Source organism: Streptomyces longisporus (genome assembly GCF_039532765.1).
GTDB classification, from domain to species: Bacteria; Actinomycetota; Actinomycetes; order Streptomycetales; family Streptomycetaceae; genus Streptomyces; species Streptomyces longisporus.
On the sequence record NZ_BAAASG010000013.1, the window covers coordinates 167,959 to 187,578 of the forward strand.

At 70.4% G+C, this 19,620-nt stretch carries 18 protein-coding genes and 3 tRNA genes; 15 read left to right on the forward strand and 6 right to left on the reverse strand.

Annotated features, from left to right (window positions below; genetic code table 11):
- Positions 1 to 2: 2 nt before the first annotated feature.
- The 5 genes from ABD355_RS28795 (at position 3) to ABD355_RS28815 (ending at position 5,227) form a co-directional block, all read left to right on the forward strand.
- On the forward strand, positions 3 to 1,577 hold the full coding sequence (locus ABD355_RS28795) for an NADH-quinone oxidoreductase subunit M (protein ID WP_344403644.1): 1,575 nt from the start codon (positions 3 to 5) through the stop codon (positions 1,575 to 1,577).
- A complete protein-coding gene (locus ABD355_RS28800) occupies positions 1,574 to 3,094 on the forward strand; it encodes an NADH-quinone oxidoreductase subunit N (RefSeq protein WP_344403645.1) in 1,521 nt (506 codons plus the stop codon). The genes ABD355_RS28795 and ABD355_RS28800 overlap by 4 nt, the downstream gene beginning before the upstream one ends.
- 193 nt (positions 3,095 to 3,287) lie before the next feature.
- Positions 3,288 to 4,151, forward strand: a complete 864-nt coding sequence (gene htpX / locus ABD355_RS28805; RefSeq protein ID WP_344403646.1) for a zinc metalloprotease HtpX — start codon at positions 3,288 to 3,290, stop codon at positions 4,149 to 4,151.
- Entirely contained in the window at positions 4,148 to 4,540 is a 393-nt protein-coding gene (locus ABD355_RS28810; RefSeq protein WP_344403647.1) for a YccF domain-containing protein, read from the forward strand. The genes htpX and ABD355_RS28810 overlap by 4 nt, the downstream gene beginning before the upstream one ends.
- Before the next feature lie 120 nt (positions 4,541 to 4,660).
- Positions 4,661 to 5,227 (forward strand): SMI1/KNR4 family protein, encoded by a 567-nt coding sequence (locus ABD355_RS28815; protein ID WP_344403648.1) that lies wholly within the window; start codon positions 4,661 to 4,663, stop codon positions 5,225 to 5,227.
- 192 nt (positions 5,228 to 5,419) lie between these two features.
- On the opposite strand, the gene ABD355_RS28820 is transcribed toward ABD355_RS28815, so the two are convergent.
- Positions 5,420 to 6,670: an APC family permease gene (locus ABD355_RS28820; protein WP_344403649.1), complete on the reverse strand. Its 1,251-nt coding sequence runs from the start codon at positions 6,668 to 6,670 to the stop codon at positions 5,420 to 5,422.
- Between the two features lie 155 nt (positions 6,671 to 6,825).
- Here ABD355_RS28820 and ABD355_RS28825 point away from each other — a divergent pair, with 155 nt between their 5' ends.
- Positions 6,826 to 7,092, forward strand: coding sequence for a GlsB/YeaQ/YmgE family stress response membrane protein (locus ABD355_RS28825; RefSeq protein WP_344403650.1), 267 nt, complete (start codon positions 6,826 to 6,828; stop codon positions 7,090 to 7,092).
- A 130-nt stretch (positions 7,093 to 7,222) separates the two neighbouring features.
- Here the strand turns inward: ABD355_RS28825 and ABD355_RS28830 are convergent, their stop codons facing one another.
- Positions 7,223 to 7,711 (reverse strand): YajQ family cyclic di-GMP-binding protein, encoded by a 489-nt coding sequence (locus tag ABD355_RS28830; protein WP_030945172.1) that lies wholly within the window; start codon positions 7,709 to 7,711, stop codon positions 7,223 to 7,225.
- Positions 7,712 to 7,943: 232 nt separating this feature from the next.
- Here ABD355_RS28830 and ABD355_RS28835 point away from each other — a divergent pair.
- Positions 7,944 to 8,025, forward strand: a tRNA-Tyr gene (locus ABD355_RS28835).
- 492 nt (positions 8,026 to 8,517) lie between these two features.
- On the opposite strand, the gene ABD355_RS28840 is transcribed toward ABD355_RS28835, so the two are convergent.
- A complete protein-coding gene (locus ABD355_RS28840) occupies positions 8,518 to 11,211 on the reverse strand; it encodes an MFS transporter (RefSeq protein ID WP_344403652.1) in 2,694 nt (897 codons plus the stop codon).
- Positions 11,212 to 11,445: 234 nt separating this feature from the next.
- Here ABD355_RS28840 and ABD355_RS28845 point away from each other — a divergent pair, with 234 nt between their 5' ends.
- Positions 11,446 to 11,658 carry a hypothetical protein gene (locus tag ABD355_RS28845; RefSeq protein WP_344403653.1) on the forward strand — a complete coding sequence of 71 codons (213 nt, stop codon included), beginning with the start codon at positions 11,446 to 11,448 and terminating at the stop codon, positions 11,656 to 11,658.
- A gap of 105 nt (positions 11,659 to 11,763) precedes the next feature.
- Here the strand turns inward: ABD355_RS28845 and ABD355_RS28850 are convergent, their stop codons facing one another.
- Together ABD355_RS28850 and ABD355_RS28855 are read right to left on the reverse strand one after the other, a co-directional pair.
- Positions 11,764 to 12,420 carry an NAD(P)H-binding protein gene (locus ABD355_RS28850; RefSeq protein WP_344403654.1) on the reverse strand — a complete coding sequence of 219 codons (657 nt, stop codon included), beginning with the start codon at positions 12,418 to 12,420 and terminating at the stop codon, positions 11,764 to 11,766.
- Between the two features lie 589 nt (positions 12,421 to 13,009).
- Complete coding sequence (locus ABD355_RS28855; protein WP_344403655.1) at positions 13,010 to 14,326, reverse strand: amidohydrolase family protein; 1,317 nt, start codon at positions 14,324 to 14,326, stop codon at positions 13,010 to 13,012.
- A 267-nt stretch (positions 14,327 to 14,593) separates the two neighbouring features.
- Between ABD355_RS28855 and ABD355_RS28860 the strand changes: the two genes are divergently transcribed.
- The 5 genes from ABD355_RS28860 to ABD355_RS28880 all read left to right on the forward strand — a co-directional run bounded on the left by ABD355_RS28860 (position 14,594) and on the right by ABD355_RS28880 (position 16,142).
- Positions 14,594 to 14,666: transfer RNA gene (locus tag ABD355_RS28860), tRNA-Thr, on the forward strand.
- Between the two features lie 46 nt (positions 14,667 to 14,712).
- Positions 14,713 to 14,785 (forward strand) — tRNA-Met (locus tag ABD355_RS28865).
- A gap of 89 nt (positions 14,786 to 14,874) precedes the next feature.
- Positions 14,875 to 15,039, forward strand: coding sequence for a 50S ribosomal protein L33 (gene rpmG / locus ABD355_RS28870; RefSeq protein ID WP_003948671.1), 165 nt, complete (start codon positions 14,875 to 14,877; stop codon positions 15,037 to 15,039).
- 213 nt (positions 15,040 to 15,252) lie between these two features.
- Positions 15,253 to 15,705, forward strand: coding sequence for an FAS1-like dehydratase domain-containing protein (locus tag ABD355_RS28875; protein WP_344403656.1), 453 nt, complete (start codon positions 15,253 to 15,255; stop codon positions 15,703 to 15,705).
- A gap of 8 nt (positions 15,706 to 15,713) precedes the next feature.
- Complete coding sequence (locus ABD355_RS28880; RefSeq protein WP_344403672.1) at positions 15,714 to 16,142, forward strand: MaoC family dehydratase; 429 nt, start codon at positions 15,714 to 15,716, stop codon at positions 16,140 to 16,142.
- A gap of 30 nt (positions 16,143 to 16,172) precedes the next feature.
- Here ABD355_RS28880 and ABD355_RS28885 read toward each other — a convergent pair whose 3' ends face one another.
- Entirely contained in the window at positions 16,173 to 16,730 is a 558-nt protein-coding gene (locus tag ABD355_RS28885; RefSeq protein ID WP_344403657.1) for a hypothetical protein, read from the reverse strand.
- An 89-nt stretch (positions 16,731 to 16,819) separates the two neighbouring features.
- Here ABD355_RS28885 and ABD355_RS28890 point away from each other — a divergent pair, with 89 nt between their 5' ends.
- Together ABD355_RS28890 and ABD355_RS28895 are read left to right on the forward strand one after the other, a co-directional pair.
- Positions 16,820 to 17,389, forward strand: coding sequence for a TetR/AcrR family transcriptional regulator (locus tag ABD355_RS28890; RefSeq protein ID WP_344403658.1), 570 nt, complete (start codon positions 16,820 to 16,822; stop codon positions 17,387 to 17,389).
- Between the two features lie 114 nt (positions 17,390 to 17,503).
- Positions 17,504 to 18,946 carry a DHA2 family efflux MFS transporter permease subunit gene (locus ABD355_RS28895; protein ID WP_344403660.1) on the forward strand — a complete coding sequence of 481 codons (1,443 nt, stop codon included), beginning with the start codon at positions 17,504 to 17,506 and terminating at the stop codon, positions 18,944 to 18,946.
- Positions 18,947 to 19,620 lie beyond the last annotated feature (674 nt).

Sequence of the window (19,620 nt, forward strand, 5' to 3'; positions counted from 1 at the left end):
GCGTGATCGATATCAACGAGTCCGTGATGCAGTTCCTCCTGGCATTCGTCGTCGTCGGCCCGCTCCTCGGGGCCGTCGCCGCTCTCCTGCCCGCTCCGCCCGGACTGAAGGGGAAGTCACCCGAGCAGGCCGTGCTTCGCCACGGCGTGACCGTGACCGGCGCGGTCCTCATCGCCGCGATCGTCCTCGCGCTCGGCTTCGACCATGACCATCCGTCGAAGATGCAGGCCACGACCGACATCAGCTGGATCCCCGCACTCGACGTGCGGATCCACCTCGGCATCGACGGCATTTCCCTCCCCCTTCTGGTCCTGACCGCGCTGCTGACCTTCCTCTGCGCGCTCTACTCGTACTTCAAAATGCCGTCGGGCCCGACCCCGAAGGCCTTCGTCGCACTGGTGCTGGTCCTCGAGTCCGGCACCCTTGCGAGCTTCGCCGTCCTCGATCTGCTGCTGTTCTTCCTCGCGTTCGAGATGGTCCTCGTCCCGATGTACTTCCTTATCGCCCGCTGGGGCGGCGAGGGCCGGACCCAGGCCGCCTGGCGGTTCATCCTCTACACCCTGCTCGGTTCGGTCGTCATGCTGCTCGGCCTGCTCCTGATCGGGATCAAGGCCGGCACATTCGACATGGTGGCACTCGCCACTGACAACGGCCGGTCGCTGACCACATCCGTGCAGGTCATCGCTGTTTTGGCGATCGGTATCGGGCTCGCGGTCAAGACGCCGATGTGGCCGCTGCACAGCTGGCTTCCCGACGCCCACACCGCCGCCCCGACCGTCGGCTCGGTCCTGCTGGCCGGTGTCCTGCTGAAGATGGGTACGTACGGGTTCGTCCGGATCCTCCTCCCGATCGCACCGGACGGGGTCCACACCTTCGCGCCCTACCTCGCCGCCTTCGCCGTCGTCGGGATCATCTACGGTTCGCTGGCCTGCCTGGCGCTCGCCAAGCAGGGAGCGAAGGGCGATCTCAAGCGCCTCATCGCCTACTCCTCCGTCGGTCACATGGGCTTCGTCCTGCTCGGCATCTCGACCATGACCCCGACGGGCGTGAACGGCGCCCTGTTCGCCAACATCGCCCACGGCCTCATCACCGGTCTGCTGTTCTTCCTGGTCGGCGGGCTCAAGGACCGCACGGGCACGACCGACCTCGACACCCTCGCCGAGGAGACCGGTGCCGCGCTCTACGGCAAGGCCCCCCGCCTCGGCGGCCTGCTCGCCTTCGGCGCGGTCGCCTCGCTCGGTCTGCCGGGCCTGGCCGGTTTCTGGGGCGAGATGCTGGCCCTGTTCGGCGCGTTCAGGCCCGCCGCCGACCTCAGCCGGCCGGCCTTCCTCACCTTCATGGCGATCGCGGCCTTCGGCACCCTCCTCACGTCCGCGTACATGCTGGTCGTCGTCCGCCGCGTCTGCATGGGCGCAGTACCCCCGGAAGCGCCGCAGCTCGCCGACGTCCACACATACGAGTTCGCGGCCTGGGCCCCGCTCGTCGCCCTCACCGTCGCCGCCGGCCTGTGGCCCAAGGCCCTCCTCGGCCTGACCGACCCGGCCGTGCAGCAGCTCCTCTCAGGAGGCATTCGATGAGCTCCCTGGCGCAGCCGCTGGCCGCGAGTGTCGTCCAGTCCGTCGACTGGCTCGCCATCGCGCCACCCACCCTCACGGCGGTCGTCGGACTCGTCGTCCTCGTCGCTGACCTGTTCGTCGCCGACGCCAGAAAGGCACTCCTCGGCTGGGTCTCGGTCGCCGGCCTCGCCGCCTCCGCGCTCCTGCTGCTGCCCCTCCTGGACGGCGACCGCAGCACCTTCTGCGTGAACGGCACACACGCGTGCAGTTACACCGCGGACCGCTTCACGCTCGTCATCCAGTTCCTGGTCCTCGGTGGCGCCCTCCTCGCCGCCCTCCTGTCGGTGACCGCCCTGAAGGACGCCGACAGGCAACTCCCCGAAGGGGAGTTCTGGTTCCTGCTGCTCTCCTCCGCGGCCGGCGCCGCTCTGCTGCCCGCCTCCCGCGACCTCGCGACGCTGATCGTCGCCCTGGAGGTCGCCTCCCTGCCCGCCTTCGCCCTCGTCGGCATCCGGCACGGCGACAAGAAGTCCTCCGAAGCGGCCCTGAAGTTCTTCCTGTCGTCGGTCACCGCGACCGCCGTCAGCCTCATGGGCATCAGCTTCGTGTACGCCACCACGGGCACCCTGTACTTCACCCAGGTCGCCGACCGGATCCAGCACGTCGACGGGCAGCTCCACACTCTCGCCCAGACCGGTGTCGTCCTCACCCTCGTCGGCTTCGCCTTCAAGACGGCCGCCGTGCCCTTCCACTTCTGGGTCCCCGACACCTACGTGGGCGCGCCCCTGCCCATCGCCGCCTATCTGTCGGTCGTCGGCAAGGCGGTCGGCTTCTCCGGCCTGATCCTTGTCACGGTCGTCGCGTTCCCCTCGTACGCCGACGTCTGGGGGCCCGCGCTCGCGGTGCTGGCCGCGCTCACCATGACGGTCGGCAACGTCGGCGCCCTGCGCCAGCAAGCCACGCGCGCGTACAGCGCGGTACGCCTGCTCGCCTGGTCGTCGGTCGGCCAGGCCGGCTACCTCCTCGTACCGATCGCCGCGGCCGCCTACTCCGACAACGCCGAACACTCGATCGGCTCCACGGTCGCCTACGCCCTCATGTACGCCGCCGTGAACCTCGGAGCCTTCGCGATGGCCGCGCTCGTGGGCCGTACCAGGTCCGCGAACCGCATCACGGACTACCGCGGCCTCTACGCGAGCAATCCGGTCGCCGCCCTGCTGCTGGCCTTCTTCCTGCTCTGCCTGGCCGGACTGCCCCCGGGCATCATCGGCCTGTTCGCCAAGGTCACCGTGTTCTCGGCGGCGGTCGACGCGGGACTCGGCTGGCTGGCCGTGGTGATGGCCGTCAACGTCGTCATCGCCCTGTTCTACTACCTCCAATGGACGGCACTGCTGTTCCGCGCCCCCGAAGGTGAGCCAGTCAAGCACCGCCTCCCCGCGCCCCTCACCGCGGCGATCGCCCTCACCGGCGTCCTCGGCATCGCCCTCTCCGGAGCACCCCAGCTGGTCCTGCGCTTCGCCGGCACAGCCCTCTTCTGAGCCGACGCCGGCCACCGAGGGGCGCCGTCACCCGGACGGCCCACGCAGGTCGCCGTACGCACAAGGGAACTAGTGGCCCTCGCCTGGCGTTGACCAGTACGGGAGGGTCCACTGGAGGTGACACCACGGCACCAGTGGCACCCGAGATCAGCAAGCAAAGGGTTCCCCTGCTGCACGACTTGGAGGGCGTACCGTGCACCGCCGGCACAACGGGCTAAGGACCGCAGTTCTCCTCGGAGGACTGTCCGCCCTCATCATCGTCATCGGCAGCTTCTTCGGCCGCATGGGGCTCGTCGTCGCGGTTGTGATCGCACTGGGCACGAACGCGTACGCCTACTGGAACAGCGACAAGCTGGCGCTACGCGCGATGCGCGCGCGCCCCGTCAGCGAGTTCGAGGCGCCCGCCCTCTACCGCATGGTCCGCGACCTCTCCACCCAGGCCCGCCAGCCCATGCCACGCCTGTACATCTCCCCGACGGAGGCGCCGAACGCCTTCGCGACGGGCCGCAACCCGCGCAACGCCGCCGTGTGCTGCACGGAAGGCATCCTGCGCATCCTGGACGAGCGCGAACTGCGTGGTGTGATCGGGCACGAGCTCAGTCACGTCTACAACCGCGACATCCTCATCTCGTCGGTCGCCGGCGCCCTGGCCTCCGTGATCATGTTCCTGGTCAACTTCGCCTGGCTGATCCCGGTCGGCCGCTCCAACGACGACGACGGCCCGGGCATCCTCGGCATGCTGATGATCATGATCCTGGGCCCGCTCGCGGCCACTCTCATCCAGCTGGCCATCAGCCGCTCCAGGGAATACGAAGCCGATGCCTCCGGTGCGCAGTTGACGGGCGATCCCCTCGCGCTCGCCGGTGCGCTGCGCAAGCTCGAAGCAGGCACGAGGCAGCTGCCCTTGCCGCCCGAGCCGCGCATCGAGACCGCGAGCCATATGATGATCGCGAATCCTTTCCGCCCGGGCCAGGGACTCTCCAAGATGTTCTCGACACACCCGCCGATGGCGGAGCGCATCGCCCGGCTCGAGAAGATGGCAGGTCGCCCCCAGTGAAAACCATCCTGAATGTCATCTGGCTCGTCCTGAGCGGTTTCTGGCTGTTCCTCGGTTACCTGGCCGCGGGCCTTCTTCTCTGCATCACGATCATCGGCATCCCCTTCGGCATCGCGGCGTTCCGCATCGGTGTCTACGCCCTGTGGCCCTTCGGGTACACGACGGTCGAGCGCCGCGACGCCGGTGCGCCCTCCTGCCTCGGCAACGTCCTGTGGCTGATCCTCGCGGGCTGGTGGCTCGCGCTCACGCACATCGTCACCGGCATTGCCCTGTGCATCACGATCATCGGCATCCCGTTCGGCATCGCGAACTTCAAGCTGATCCCGGTCTCGCTGCTGCCGCTCGGCCGCGAAATCGTGCCGACGGACCAGCCGTTCGCCACTCGCTGACCGACTGGGACCAGGGCGGGGCTGCTCGCTCGCCCCCCATTCGAGTGACCAGGATTTCCACAGCTCGAAGGTTGTCCACAGGCCCGACCGATTGTCAGTGGCACCTTGCATCATGAACCCATGACCGATAACGAGCAGTTGCTGGCACGGGTGTCGGAGAAGGCACACAACACCCGCCCATGGGGGTGGCCTTCACTCCCGGAGCCCGCCGACGCCTCCGCGCTGGCCCGCGCCGAGACCGCCCTGGGCTTCCCCCTGCCTCCCCTGCTCGCCGACCTCTACCTGCGCATAGGAGACGGCGGTTTCGGCCCGGAGTACGGCCTGTTGCCCCTCCTCGACAGCCCGCCCGCCGGCGAGCCCGCCGCCGTTGTGCAGTACCTCGCCAACTGCGAGAGCGCCCGCAAGGACCCGGACTGGCCCTGGCCGGAAGGCGTCCTGCCGATATCCCACTGGGGCTGCGCGATGTACGCGTGCGTGGACTGCCGCACGCCGGAAGCCCCAGTCCTCCTCTTCGAGCCGAACGCCGACCACGCCGACCACGCTTGGTACGTCGACGCCCCCAGCCTCACGGCCTGGCTGAGGTCCTGGGTGGACGGCACGGGCTGGTACGAGGAGACGAACGAGGAACTCGAGATGATCCCTTGGACCGACTTCCGCATACGCACCACGGCGGCACGGGCGTCCTAGCAGCCGCGACACCAGGCGTACGACAGCGCAGCGAACGCTCTGGTACGGCGAAGGCCCGGACTGCGGAGATCCTGCGAGACAGCAGCCGGAAGAACGCGCTCCGCCCCGGCCCTGACGGCCGGTCGTGCCCCTCTGGGCGGGGAAGCCTTGATCAGGTGCCCGCCCGCCCTGACTGGTGTTCGGTTCAGTGCGCTACCGCGCAGCCAGCCGTCGCCGTACGCCATACGCGACCACACCTACCGCCAGAACGCCCGCGCCCACGATCACCGACACCGCCGGCAGCGAGAACGCCAGCACCACGCACCCGAGAAGACCCACCGCAGGCAACAGGCGAGCCCTCGTGGCCGAACTCAACGTCCAGGCGGAGGCGTTGGCCACGGCGTAGTACGCCAGCACACCGAAGGAGGAGAAACCGATCGCACCCCGTACGTCCACCGTGGCCGCCAGGGCTGCGACTACGGCACCCACGGCCAGTTCGGCCCGGTGCGGCACCTTGAAGCGCTGATGCACGGCCGAAAGCGCGCCGGGGAGGTGCCGGTCGCGGGCCATGGCCAGCGTCGTCCGAGAGACGCCCAGGATCAGGGCGAGCAACGAACCAAGCGCCGCCACGGCGGCCCCCACCCGCACCACCGGAACCAGCCCCGGCACGCCGGCCGCCCGCACCGCGTCGGCCAGCGGAGCACCCGCCCGCCCGAGACCCCCGGCCCCCAGCACGGAAAGGACAGCCACCGCCACACACACGTACACCGCCAGCGCGATGCCCAGAGCCAAGGGGATCGCGCGCGGGATGGTGCGCGCCGGATCCCGTACTTCCTCGCCCAGGGTCGCAATGCGCGCGTACCCGGCGAACGCGAAGAACAGCAGCCCCGCCGCCTGCAGCACTCCGCCAACACCGCCCGAGGTTCCTACGTCCAGGCGCCCCGCGTCGGACGTCCCGGACCCCAGGCACACCACCACGACGGAAGCGAGGACGGCCAGCACCACCGCCACGATCACCCGCGTGACCCACGCGGACTTCTGCACACCGCCGTAGTTCACCGCGGTCAGCGCAACCACGGCCGCGACCGCCACGGCGTGCGCCTGCCCCGGCCAGACGTACGCCCCCACGGTGAGCGCCATCGCCGCACAGGAGGCAGTTTTCCCGACCACGAACGACCAGCCCGCGAGATAACCCCAGAACGGGCCGAGCCGCTCACGCCCGTACACATATGTGCCACCCGAGGCCGGATACAGGGCGGCCAGCCGCGCCGACGCCATGGCATTGCAGTAGGCGACGACGGCGGCGACGGCGAGGCCGAGCAACAGCCCGGACCGGGCCGCACGCGCCGCGGGTCCCAAGGCGGCGAAGATCCCGGCCCCCACCATCGAGCCGAGCCCGATGACGACGGCGTCGCCCACGCCCAGCGTGCGCCGCAGTTCGGAAGCAGTACCGGTCGATGCCATGTCCCGCACCCTACTGATCACTGCAACCGATGGGTGCCGCTACGACGTCCTGCTCATCAACAGCGCAGGAACGAGCACGTGGCGCGCAGCGGATCTTGACCGAAATCTCACTGTCCGGAAAGTGCAGCCACAGTGCGGAAGGGCAGGTTCACGGCATGACCATCATCAGCTGGATCATCCTGGGGCTGTTGGCCGGAGCCATCGCCAAGTTCCTGCTGCCGGGCCGCGACCCGGGCGGCTTCATCGGCACGACTCTCATCGGCATCGCGGGTGCGTTCATCGGCGGCTGGATCTCGGCCCGTTGGCTGGACCATCCGATCACCAAGAACTTCTACGACGGCGCGACATGGGCCGCGGCGATAGGCGGCTCGCTCGTGCTCCTGATCGTCTACCGCATCCTGTTCGGCAACTCGCGCAACTGAGCACGACCGAGAACGCCCCGGACCGCAGCCAGCAGGCGAGAAGGGTGGGCACCGGCCAGGTGCCCACCCTTCCTCGTGGACTGGCAGCCGCCGGCCGGCGACTGTCAGTCGACAACGGTGAAGCAGCGGCTCACCGGTAGTTCACGAACTGCAGCGCGAAGTCGAAGTCCTTGCCCTTCAGGAGCGCGATCACGGCCTGCAGGTCGTCACGGCTCTTCGAGCTGACGCGCAGTTCGTCGCCCTGCACCTGCGCCTTGATGCCCTTGGGGCCCTCGTCGCGGATGATCTTCGCCACCTTCTTCGCGTTCTCCTGGGAGATGCCCTCCTCGATCGACGCGAAGATCTTGTACTCCTTGCCCGAGAGCTGGGGCTCGCCCGCGTCCAGCGCCTTCAGTGAGATCCCGCGCTTGATCAGCTTGGACTGGAAGACGTCGAGGACGGCCTTGACCCGGTCCTCGGAGTTCGCCTCCATGAGGATCTTGTCACCGGACCACGAGATCGAGGCACCCACGCCCTTGAAGTCGTAGCGCTGCGAGATCTCCTTGGCGGCCTGGTTGAGGGCGTTGTCGACCTCCTGCCGCTCGACCTTCGAGACGATGTCGAAACTGGAGTCGGCCATGTCCTGTGGCTCCTTGTATCGGTACGTGATGGGGTGCGTACGGGGGCGTATCGGCGTACGTGGGGGCGGGCGCCGAGCCCGGCGTGGTCCGGGCCGCATCCGGACAAGCCTAGCCACCCGTCGTCCTCGGGGCGCAGATCAATCGGGTGGCGGAGCACCCCTCGGCATCGGGTATTGTTTACGTCGTTGCCAGGGAGCACCGCCGAAAAGCGGTTCGAACGGCAGCAAACCCGGCGGTGTGCCCGAGCGGCCAAAGGGAGCAGACTGTAAATCTGCCGGCTCAGCCTTCCCAGGTTCGAATCCTGGCGCCGCCACGCTGAGAGAGACCCCCTCCTAACTGCGGAAACGCAGAGTGGAGGGGGTCTTTTCGTATTCAGCCAGCGGCCATTGGGACGAGGTCGAAATGCGCGGCTTGTCTCACCTGGCCTGGGGTGAGGCCAGCCCTGATCGGTTCGTCTGCCCCCACGCGTCCCCCGGGGAGCTCCCCTTCCCGCCGGCCAGTCTCAATCTGGAGGTTCGCCCTTTCCCGTCCGGCCGGGCGCGCGACTTCCATCGGGCGACTCCGTTGTGTAGTCAGTAGTCGGCGGCCGCCCCGCCTGCACCGACCGACTGCCGGACATGCTCCACCACCGACTCCTACTGCATCAGCCCATCCTTCTGTCTTCTGCGTCGGGGGAAAGGGCAACGTGGTGAGACGGACGTACCGGGCCGCAGGGTGAGTGTCCATGGCGGCCGTGACTCGCGGCCGGCCCGGATTGCCGTCCGGGCCGTTGGCAGGCGGACGGACCACTGCACTGCAGGCGCAACTACTCCGCGCTGTGTGCAAGTTCGATGTCGTGGTCGTCCATGCCGCCTCCCCGTACCGTCACCGTTGCCGCATGCGGCGGATAGCCCGTCGCGATGACCGTGTACGCGCCGCTGTCCAGGTCGGAGAAGGCGTACGCGCCGTCGTGCCCGGTCCGGGTGGTGGCGACCACGTTGCCCGCGGCGTCCACCAGGGTCACCCGGGCGTCGCTCAGGGGGGCGCCCGCTCCGCGTACCGTGCCCCGGACATGGGCGCCGGGCCGGAGTTCGACCTCGATGCGTGTGGTGCCCGCGCCGCCGATCTCGACGGGCAGGGCCAGCGGGCGGTGCTTGGCGGAGTTGACGGCGAGCGTCACCGTCCCCGGCACCAGGTCGGTGACCGTGAACTCGCCCAGCACGTCCGTCCGTCCGGTGGTCAGCACCTCCCCGCGCACATCGGTCACGATCACCACGGCGTCGGCGACCGGTGCCCCGCTGTCGGCCGACCGCACCAGCCCGGCGAGGCCGCTCGTGCCGCTCAGCAGGACGTCGTACGAGACCGGCCCGTCGGCGACGACGAGTGTCGAGGCCTGCGGCTGGAAGCCGTCGGCGGAGGCGATCAGGACGTACGAACCGGCGGCGGGCGCGTCGACACCGTACGAGCCGTCGCCCCCCGAGACCGACCGGCTCAGCTGCTTCCCGCCGAGCGAGATGAGCGTGACCGCGGCCCCCGCCACCGGGACCCGCTCCGCCCCCAGGACATGCCCGTTCACCGGGATTCCGCCGCCGGCGGAGCCGCTCGCACCGCCCGCCCCGCCCACCCCGTCAGGCCCGTCGGACACGACGGAAGCCGATGAGGACGCGGGCCTGGGCGAGGACCCGTCCGGCCGCACAGCCGACAGACCGGCCCCGCCTACCCCTTCAGGCCCGTCGGACACGACGGAAGCCGATGAGGACGCGGACCCGGGCGAGGACCCGTCCGGCCGCACAGCCGACAGACCGGGCGCACCCTCCCCGTCAGGCCCGGCGGACACGACGGAAGCCGATGAGGACGCGGGCCTGGGCGAGGACCCGTCCGACCGCACAGCCGACAGACCGGGCGCACCCTCCCCGATCGCGGCCGAAGCCGCAGCCGCCGCGGACCGCCCCGGTGCGCCCGCCTCGGCCGGCCCGGGCGCGCCCTCCTCGGCCCCGGGCGCGGACGGCGCCTTAGCAGACGCCAGGGCTGTCGCCGTAGCGGACGCGTCTTGGGAGACAACGCTCTCCTCGGACGCGGAGCCGCCCCCGGCCGCGGCCGCCCGATGCCGCGGAATGAAGGACGCGACGGCGAAGGCGAGCAGCGCAGCTCCGCCGCCGATGGCCAGAACGGTCTTGAAGCCGTTCTCCGAGGGGAGAGGGACCCCGCCCAGGTCCGTGGTCATCTGCGACAGGATGACGCCGGCGACGGCGCTGGCGGTCGACGTGCCGATGGACCGCATCAGGGTGTTGAGACTGTTGGCGGCGCCCGACTGGGACGGGGGCACGGCGCCCATGATGAGGGCGGGCATGGCGCCGTAGGTGAAGCCGATGCCGGAACCGATGACGCAGGACACCAGGACGAACTGCCAGACCTCGGACATCAGGAGGATCTGCAGGCCGTAGCCGGCCGCCACGATCAGCGAGCCCAGCATCAGGCTGGCCTTCGGGCCCTTGGCCTTGGAAAGAGCGGCCGAGACGGGGGCGATGGCCATCATCACCAAGCCGGAGGGGGCCATGACCAGACCGGCGGTCAGCAGCGACCTGCCCAGACCGTAGCCGGTCGCCTCAGGCAACTGCAGGAGCTGCGGAAGCACCAGGGACATCGCGAACATGCCGAAGCCGAGGGCGATCGAGGCGAGGTTGGTGACCAGTACCTGACGACGGGCGGTGGTGCGCAGGTCGACCAGCGGCTGCTCGGTCCGCAGCTCGTACCAGCCCCACGTCAGCAGCACCACGACGGCCGCCGCGAACAGGCCGAGGGTGGTGCCGCCGGCCCAGCCCCAGTCGCCGCCCTTGGAGATGCCGAGCAGCAGGCAGACCAGGCCGACCGCCATCCCGAGGCCGCCGACGACATCGAAGCGGCCGCCCGTGCGTACCTTGGACTCGGGGACGACGAACAGCACCAGCAGGAGCGCCACGGCACCCATCCCGGCCGAGCTCCAGAAAAGTACGTGCCAGTCGAAGTGGTCCGCGATGAGGGCGGCCGCGGGCAGGCCGAGAGCGCCACCGACGCCCAGCGAGGCGCTCATCAACGCGGTGGCCGAACCGAGCCGTTCGGCGGGCAGTTCGTCCCGCATGATGCTGATGCCGAGCGGGATCACACCGCCCGCCATGCCCTGCAGCACCCGCCCGACGATCATCGGCGCCAGGGAGTCGCTGAGCGCGGCGGTGACCGATCCGGCGACCAGCAGGACCAGGCTGACCAGGAGCATGCGGCGCTTGCCGTACATGTCCCCCAGCCGGCCCATCATCGGGACGGCCACGGCGGCGGCGAGCAGCGTGGCGGTGACGGCCCAGGCGGTGTCGGACGCCGGGGCGTTCAGGAGCTTCGGCAGCTCCGGGACGATCGGGATCACCAGGGTCTGCATCAGCGAGACCACGATCCCGCCGAAGGCCAGGACCGCTACGACGGCGTTGGCCCGTGGCGCTGCGGACACCATCCCGTCGTCGTCGGCGGCTCGGGGAAGGGCGTGGGACATGGGTCGGGCCTCCGTAGGCAAAGGGCGTCGGGTGTGCGCGACACCCTTAAAGTAGGTCGATTGATTGACTTAAGCAAGTGAGGTGGATTTCGTAGCGCCCTGGTGAAGGTTCCGGGGGTGACTGTGAGGCCGTGGGCCGGGGCTCCATCGGCGACCGGACGGCGCGCGAGGCCCATGCGGGCCGGAGCGTGCGCCCCGCGCACAACACGCCCCCGCCCGGGGCACACTGACCCCATGTCCACTCGCCGCAGACGCTGCCCCGAATGCCGTCGCGAGATCGCCGTCGTCGCCGGACGGTTCGCTCGCCACGACCCGCCCGGTGCGCGCGAGAACGGCGTACTCGTCTCCTGCCCCGGTTCGCGCCGCCAGGCACAACCGGACGCGGTACAGCCGTCACTGGACGGATACGTCGTCCCGGAGATGCCTGGCCAACTGCCCCTGTTCTAGAGGGACTTGCAGCGAACCCAGAGCGAGCTCCTCGAGCCGCAGCCTCCTCCAGCACCCCTCGTCGGCCACCCTCAGTTCCCGGCCACCCTCAGTTCCCGGCCACCCTCAGTTCCCGGCCACCGACTTCACCGCGACCGACACCGGCGCCGATCCGCTGACCAGTTCCAGGGTCAGTCCGGCCGTCGCCGGGGTCTCCACCAACTCCGCCAGTACGGCGGCCACGTCGTCCCGGGGGACGGCGCCGCGGCCCGTGTGCGCCTCCAGCCGTACGAGGCCGGTGCCGGCATCGTTCGTCAGCATCCCGGGGCGCAGAATCGTCGCGTCCAGGGCGTCCTGCCGCAGCACATACGCGTCGGCCTCCCCCTTCGCACGCAGATAGACGTCGAAGATGTCGTCCCCCTGGTGCGCGGGGTCGGCGCCCATCGACGAGACGACCACATGTCGTCGTACGCCCGCCCGAACCGCCGCGTCCGCGAACAGGATCGCCGCCCCCTTGTCGACCGTGTCCTTGCGGGCCGCTCCGCTGCCGGGACCCGCACCCGCCGCGAACACCGCCGCGTCGGCGCCCTGCAGATGCGCCGCGACCTCCTCGACCGAGGCGGACTCCAGATCGAGCAGAACCGGTTCAGCACCGGCCTCCCGCAGGTCGTCGCCCTGTTCGGCGTGACGGATGATCCCCGCGACCTCATCTCCGCGCGCGGCGAGCAGCCGCTCCAGCCGCAGCGCGATCTGACCATGACCACCAGCGATGACAATGCGCATGTGTCCGACCGTACGCCCGGACGGCCGCGTCCGCCGCACGACTTGAGCCACGCCCCAGGGTGCGCACGCGGAGCGCACAGCTGGAGGGTGCGCGCTGGGCGCGTGAGCCCCGACCATGCGCTCCCGGCGCAGGCCGCTGAGGCAGGCGCTGCCCGCTCATTCCTTGTGCAAGACCTCCAAGCGGGCTCTCATGCCACGTGTTTCCGTCGCCCGAACCGAGGGCGTGGCTTCGCATCGGTCCCCCAGTGGGTCGGAGCACGGCGCTCAGGCTGGACAGGTTGCACGCGCCCGGCGTGCGCTCCGCGCACCAACCCCATACCGACCGCCTCTAACGCCTACACGCGCCCCCCAGCAAGCCCCTCAACACCCGCCGGGAGTCCTCACCACGGCCGCAGCACGGCGGCAGCACCCCGACAACGTGCACCGCCGACTACGCGCACCCCCATAACGCGCGCCTCCGCAACCCGTGCGCCTACCGCTCGCGCCTCCGCAACCCGTGCGCCCACCGCTCGCGCCCCCACAACGCGTGCGCCCACCCCTCGTACCCCCACAAAAAACAAAAACCCCCACTCCGACTCCCGCCCGCCACTCACGACAACTCCCCGCGCCCCTGCCGAGGCAGCCCCAACTCCGCCGCCGCGGCCGAGTTGCAGTACTCCCGTACCGCGCTCGTCCGCGCCACCACCCGCCCCCGGTGCACCACGATGCGGCTGTACGCCAGCGACAACGCCCCCGCCAGCCGGTCGCCGCGCAGGGCCAGCAACTCCGCCGGGAAACCCGCCTCCACCCGCACCTCCGGCAGCCCCATGGCCGACCGCGCCGAGGAACTCACCGCGTCGTACGAGTCCTCGGGGCGCAACCCGTACCGGGAGGCCAGCAGATAGGCCGCCTCCAAGGGGTCCCCGCGTCCCACCGGGTTCGACAGGTCGCGCAGGGCGCCGCTGCCCGCGGCCACCCGTACGCCGGCCGCCCGCAGCAGCCGTACCGGAGCCGTGTCGCGCCGGTCGGTGCCGCCGCAGCCGCCCTGAGGCAGACACACCACCGTCACCCCGGCCGCCGCGAGCTGGTCGGCGGTGCGTCGGGCCGTCTCGGCGGGCAGCCGGCCGAGGCCACCGCACGGTCCGAGCGTCACCCCCGGCCGCAGCCCCCCGGCCATCGCGACGATGCGGGCGAGACGGGCCGGATCGGCGGCGTCCGTGTGCAGGTCGACAGGACAGCCGTGTTCCGAGGCGACCTCGAGGACCGTCTCCACGTACCCGGTCGGATCCGGATCCAGGTCCGGACAGCCCCCCACCACGGAGGCGCCCATCTTCAGGGCGTCCCGCAGCATCGCCAGGCCCTCCGCCCCGGCCACGCCGGTCAGGATGCGCGGCATCGCCACCGTCGTCAGTTCCGTCAGCCCGCGCAGCGAACGCCGCGCCTGCAGTACGGCGCCCAACGCGCCCAGCCCCTGAACGTCGCCCACCCGCACATGTGCCCGCAGCGCGGTCGCCCCGTGCCCCAGCTGCAGCAGCGCCGCCTCGGTGGCCCGGCGCTGGACGTCCTGGGGCTCGTACGAGGCCGGGCCGTCGTCCTCCGCGGACAGCGCGGTGTCCCCGTGCGCATGCGGTTCGGCCGGGGCCGGCAGCAGCAGATAGCCGCTGAGGTCCACCCGCATGCCGCAGTCCCGCGCCCCACCGGCAGCCAGGCTTCCGGCCGTGCCGACCGCCTCGATGCGCCCGCCGCTCAGCCGCACGTCCACGGTCCGGCCGTCGGTCAGCCGGGCCCCGCACAGCAGCAGGGCGGCCGGATCGCCCACCCGTCCCGAGGACCCCGGAGAACCCGAGGACCCCGATGAGGACGACGAGCCCGAAGAGCCCGAAGAGGAGGACGACGAGTGGGGTGGCTGCGGCTGGCTGTCGGGCATCGCACTCCAGGGGCTCGGGGGCTGCGCAGGGGAACGCAAGATCACGCAGAGTGAGTCGAGCCTAGGGTGGCGATCCGCCCGCGTCGGGGAGGAGCGCAATAGTCGTACCGGTGTGGTCCGCCGTATCGCAGCGGCCTCAGTGGCTCCTGGGAGAGCCGGGAAACGGGCCCGGGCGGGGGTCCGGACCGCCTGTGGAACAGGCCGGGACGGGGGCCGCGAAACGGATTTGGGTGAACGGCGGCGGAGCGTGTAATGTCTTCATCGCTCGCCCCAATAGCTCAGTCGGCAGAGCGTCTCCATGGTAAGGAGAAGGTCTACGGTTCGATTCCGTATTGGGGCTCTGGTGTGTGAGGTTCCCGTCGCGAGACGGGAACGGATCGCATCGCAGCGGTGTAGCTCAGTCGGTAGAGCAAGCGGCTCATAATCGCTGTGTCACCGGTTCAAGTCCGGTCACCGCTACTGACAGTAGCCGATTGCGGGGTCGGTCCTTCGATCGGCTACTCTTCTATGCGTTAAACCGTCCCATCCGTTCGTCAAGGAGCACTCACGTGGCTGCCACCGACGTCCGCCCGAAGATCACGCTGGCCTGCGTGGAGTGCAAGGAGCGGAACTACATCACCAAGAAGAACCGGCGCAACAACCCGGACCGTCTTGAGATGAAGAAGCACTGCCCGCGTTGCAACGCGCACACCGCGCACCGCGAGACGCGATAAATCAGGCTCGTACGCGAGGCCGTCCCCACTAGCGGGGGACGGCCTCGCGGCGTTTCACCCCCGGTTACCGGCCGGTTCCGCCCGATCACAGGCGTCCGGAACATCTGTCCGGCGGGCATCGCAGCAGCCAGCAGCCAGCAGCCACCGGCCCACGGCCGGCAGTCAGTAGCCAGTAGTCAGTAGTCAGCAGGCAGACACAGGAGGTGCCGAGCCATGGCGCTCGACCAGTCCTTCGTGGGGCGGAGCTACCCGCCCACCGAGCCCTACGAGGTGGGCCGCGAGAAGATCCGCGAGTTCGCCGAGGCGGTGGGGGACCCCAACCCCGCGTACACGGACCCGGAGGCCGCCAAGGCACTCGGCCACCCCGACGTCATCGCGCCGCCGACCTTCGTCTTCGCGATCACCTTCAAGGCGGCCGGACAGGTCGTCCAGGACCCCCAGCTCGGCCTGGACTACAGCCGGGTCGTCCACGGCGACCAGAAGTTCTCCTACGTCCGCCCGGTCCGCGCCGGCGACCGCCTCACCGTCACCTCCACCATCGAGGCGATCAAGTCCATGGCGGGCAACGACATCCTGGACATCCGCGGCGAGGTCCACGACGAGGCCGGCGAGCACGTCGTGACCGCCTGGACGAAGCTCGTCGCGCGCGCGGCAGAGGAGGCGTGAGCGAGAACATGACGGCGAAGATCGCATACGACGACATCGAGGTCGGCACCGAACTGCCCGCCCGGACCTTCCCTGTGACCCGCGCCACGCTCGTCCAGTACGCGGGCGCCTCCGGGGACTTCAACCCCATCCACTGGAACGAGAAGTTCGCCAAGGAGGTGGGCCTCCCGGACGTCATCGCCCACGGCATGTTCACCATGGCCGAGGCGATCCGGGTGGTCACCGACTGGACCGGCGACCCGGGCGCGGTCGTCGAGTACGGCGTCCGCTTCACCAAGCCCGTCGTCGTCCCGAACGACGACCAGGGCGCCCTCATCGAGGTCAGCGCCAAGGTGGCCGCCAAGCTCGACGACAACACGGTCCGCGTGGACCTCACGGCGACCAGTGCCGGGCAGAAGGTGCTGGGCATGTCACGGGCGGTCGTACGGCTGGCCTGAGCGGCGCGACTGGCGCGGTGCAGGGGGCCCTCACCGGCCTTGGATGTTCAAGGCCGGTGCCGTTTCGTCGAGTGCGGCGCGGGCGCCAGCGGTGAAGGCGCTGATTCGTTCGGACACCCTGCTCACTTCGACCGCGTGCCGCTCCACGAACTTCACGTTGTGGTCGGCAGCGCGATCCGCCGAGTCGCGCCACGCGAGCAGTGTGGTCTGCATCGAGTGCAGCGCGGTTTTGACGCCGTGGGCCAGCTGCTCCACCGTCTCGGGGCCCTCGACAGCGAGAGCGGCCCAGGCCGCCTGCACCGCCGTCAGATTGTCGTGGGCGGCTTGGAGCCGTCGGTCCGCCTCCGCCGCGTCCACCTCACCGATCAGTGCCCGGGCCGCCTGTTTCAAGGCGTTGCCCGTCTCGTGCGCGGGCGCGAGGAAGGCGCTGTAGGCGTCGCGCCGGGCCTGTCGGCGCCACTGGGCATGGTCGATTCCGGCCTGGGCCCGTAACTGCTGACGGCTCGACCACCCGGAGATGGCCGCGGCCGCCACGGTGCCGAGAACGCCGACCGTTGCCCCCAGCAGGGCCGCGATTCCCTGATCCACAGGGTGATTGTGCCGTCTCCGTCCGGCCTCCGAAGCCTGATCCGCGTCCCCCCTTGACCTAGTTAGTGATTGAGTACTAACTTACTCGCATGGCCAGGATGAGCGCAGAAGAGAGGCGCGAGAGCGTCATTCGAGCGGCGACCACGGAGTTCGCCCGCGGCGGCTACTACGGCACGTCGACCGAGGCGATCGCCAAGCGGGTCGGTGTCTCCCAGCCATATCTCTTCCGGCTCTTCCCGGGCAAGAAGGCACTCTTCCTCGCGGTGGCGCAGCGGTGCATGGAGGACACCATCCGCACCTTCGAGGAGGCCGCCAAGGGGCTGGAGGGCGAAGAGGCCCTGCGCGCCATGGCGAACGCGTACACCAAGGTCATCGCGGAGCAGCCCGAGCGGCTGCTGATGCAGATGCAGATGTACGTCACCGTGGGCGCCGCCGAGCAGGCGGGCGACCCCGAACTCGGCGAGGCGGTGCGCAGCGGATGGATGCGGCTGTGGGACACGGTCCATCTGCCGCTGGGTGCCGACACCGACGGGACGACGACGTTCATGGCGTACGGAATGCTCATCAACTGCCTGGTGGCCATGGGTTTTCCTCCCGAGCATCGGGTCTGGGAGGGGCTGTATCCACAGGCGCGGCTGGAAGGCCGTCTGGAGAAGTAGTCCACGCACTGCGCGGGGAAGGCGCCGCAACCGCCTTTTCATGCCCGCGAAAGTTAGTCATCAATAACTAACCGAAAATCTCTACCGAGCGACCGATCACCCTCTGGGGGAGCGATGTCACAGCAGACCGCACGTCGCGGGGGAACCGTCTGGGCCCTCGTCATCACCAGCGTCGCCGGATTCATGGCGGCCCTCGACAACCTCGTCGTCACCACCGCCCTGCCCTCCATCCGCAAGGACCTGGGCGGCGCCCTGGACGACCTGGAATGGACCGTCAGCGCCTACACCCTCACCTTCGCCGTCCTGCTGATGTTCGGCGCGGCACTCGGCGACCGGTTCGGCCGCCGCCGGCTCTTCCTCGCCGGCCTCACCGTCTTCACCGGCGCCTCCGCGGCCGCGGCCATGGCGACCGGCATCAACTCCCTGATCGCCGCCCGTGCGGTGCAGGGCGTAGGCGCCGCCATCATGATGCCCCTGACGCTCACCCTCCTCACGGCCGCCGTGCCCGCCGCCAAGCGCGGGATGGCGTACGGCATCTGGGGTGCCGTCAACGGCCTCGCCGTGGCCTCCGGCCCGCTGATCGGCGGCAGCCTCACCGAGCACGTCTCCTGGCACTGGATCTTCTGGCTGAACGTCCCGCTGGGCCTCGCCCTGCTGCCGCTGGCCCGCCTGCGCCTCGCCGAGTCGTACGGCACCGGCGCCCCGCTCGACGTCCCCGGCACCCTGCTCGCCAGCGGCGGCCTCTTCGGGATCGTCTACGGCCTGGTGCGCGGCCCCGCCGACGGCTGGACCGCCCCCTTGGTCCTGACCGGCCTCTTCGCCGGAACCGCGCTGCTCACAGCGTTCGTCGGCTACAGCCTGCGCGCCAAGAACCCCATGCTCCCGATGCGGCTGTTCCGCTCCCGCGCCTTCTCCGGCATCAACGCCGCGAGCCTGCTGATGTTCCTCGGGATGTTCGGCTCGATCTTCCTGCTCAGCCAGTTCATGCAGGGCGTGCTCGGCTACTCGCCCACGGAGGCGGGCCTGCGCATGCTGCCCTGGACCGGCATGCCGATGATCGCCGCGCCGATCGCAGGCATCCTGTCCGACCGCATCGGCGGCCGCCCCGTCGTCGCCACCGGCCTCTTCCTGCAGGCCGTCGGCCTCGGCTGGATGGCCTCCGTGGTGGCGCCCGGCGTGTCCTACACCGCCCAGCTGCCCGCCCTGATCATCAGCGGCATGGGCATGGGGCTGTACTTCGCCCCGGCCGCCAACCTGGTGATGTCGAGTGTCCGAGCCAATGAGCAGGGCATCGCCTCCGGTGCCAACAACGCGCTGCGCGAGGTGGGCGGTGCGCTCGGCATCGCGATCATGTCGTCGATCTTCTCGGCGCAGGGCGGCTATGAGTCCGCGCAGACCTTCGTCGACGGTCTGCAGCCGGCGCTGGTCACCGGGTCCGCGGTCGTTGCGCTTGCCGGTCTGGCGGCGCTGCTGATCCCGAGGCGGCGCGCCACGGAGCCCTCCGCGCCGACGCCGACGGACGAACCGACTCCGACGCTGGAGCCGGTCGCAGGCTGACCCCCACCGCAGCGGCCCCGTCCGGAAGGACGGGGCCACTGCGTACGCCCGAAACCGAGCGGGGCACCCACCCGTGCCGCCCTTAGCGGCACGACCGCCCGCAGCTACGGCGACCGGGCGCCGACGTCCGCAGCTACGGCGGCGGGAGAGCGCCTGCCCGCAGGCCGAGGCGAAGAAGCGGACGAGTCGAGGTGCGCACCCGCAGTCGCGTACGGCGGGAAGGGGACGTGGCGGGGGGTGCCCGCCCGCAGCGGCCGGCGTCCACCCCGAGCACGGCCGCAGCCACCAGCAACCGCCGGACCGAGGACGGACACCCCCCGGCGCGGCCCCGCCCCACCCACCGAACCACAGGCGCTACGCCCACCCCCACCGAAGCCGCACAGGCGCCGCAGGCATCCCCACCCCGCCGAAACGCAAAACCGCACAGGCGCCCCGGCATCCGCGCCCAGACAGCCGCACAGGCGCCTGCCCCCCCGGCAAAGCCGCGCAGGCCCCGCACGTGCCCGCGCCCCCGCCAAGGCCGGCAGGCCCCGCAAGCACCTGCCCCCCGGCAAAGCCGCGCAGGCCCCGCACGTGCCGCCCCCCGCCAAAGCCGCGCAGGCCCCGCACGTGCCCGCGCCCCGCCAAGGCCGCGCAGGCCCCGCAAGCACCCGCCCCCCGCCAAGGCCTCGCAG

What these genes read in the sequence shown, in the direction of transcription:
- ABD355_RS28800 (WP_344403645.1), top strand. Translation starts at nt 1,574, where the DNA reads ATGAGCTCCCTGGCGCAGCCGCTGGCCGCGAGTGTCGTCCAGTCCGTC.
- ABD355_RS28815 (WP_344403648.1), top strand. Translation starts at nt 4,661, where the DNA reads ATGACCGATAACGAGCAGTTGCTGGCACGGGTGTCGGAGAAGGCACAC.
- ABD355_RS28820 (WP_344403649.1), bottom strand. Translation starts at nt 6,670, where the DNA reads ATGGCATCGACCGGTACTGCTTCCGAACTGCGGCGCACGCTGGGCGTG.
- ABD355_RS28825 (WP_344403650.1), top strand. Translation starts at nt 6,826, where the DNA reads ATGACCATCATCAGCTGGATCATCCTGGGGCTGTTGGCCGGAGCCATC.
- ABD355_RS28830 (WP_030945172.1), bottom strand. Translation starts at nt 7,711, where the DNA reads ATGGCCGACTCCAGTTTCGACATCGTCTCGAAGGTCGAGCGGCAGGAG.
- ABD355_RS28840 (WP_344403652.1), bottom strand. Translation starts at nt 11,211, where the DNA reads ATGTCCCACGCCCTTCCCCGAGCCGCCGACGACGACGGGATGGTGTCC.
- ABD355_RS28845 (WP_344403653.1), top strand. Translation starts at nt 11,446, where the DNA reads ATGTCCACTCGCCGCAGACGCTGCCCCGAATGCCGTCGCGAGATCGCC.
- ABD355_RS28850 (WP_344403654.1), bottom strand. Translation starts at nt 12,420, where the DNA reads ATGCGCATTGTCATCGCTGGTGGTCATGGTCAGATCGCGCTGCGGCTG.
- ABD355_RS28855 (WP_344403655.1), bottom strand. Translation starts at nt 14,326, where the DNA reads ATGCCCGACAGCCAGCCGCAGCCACCCCACTCGTCGTCCTCCTCTTCG.
- ABD355_RS28875 (WP_344403656.1), top strand. Translation starts at nt 15,253, where the DNA reads ATGGCGCTCGACCAGTCCTTCGTGGGGCGGAGCTACCCGCCCACCGAG.
- ABD355_RS28880 (WP_344403672.1), top strand. Translation starts at nt 15,714, where the DNA reads ATGACGGCGAAGATCGCATACGACGACATCGAGGTCGGCACCGAACTG.
- ABD355_RS28890 (WP_344403658.1), top strand. Translation starts at nt 16,820, where the DNA reads ATGGCCAGGATGAGCGCAGAAGAGAGGCGCGAGAGCGTCATTCGAGCG.
- ABD355_RS28895 (WP_344403660.1), top strand. Translation starts at nt 17,504, where the DNA reads ATGTCACAGCAGACCGCACGTCGCGGGGGAACCGTCTGGGCCCTCGTC.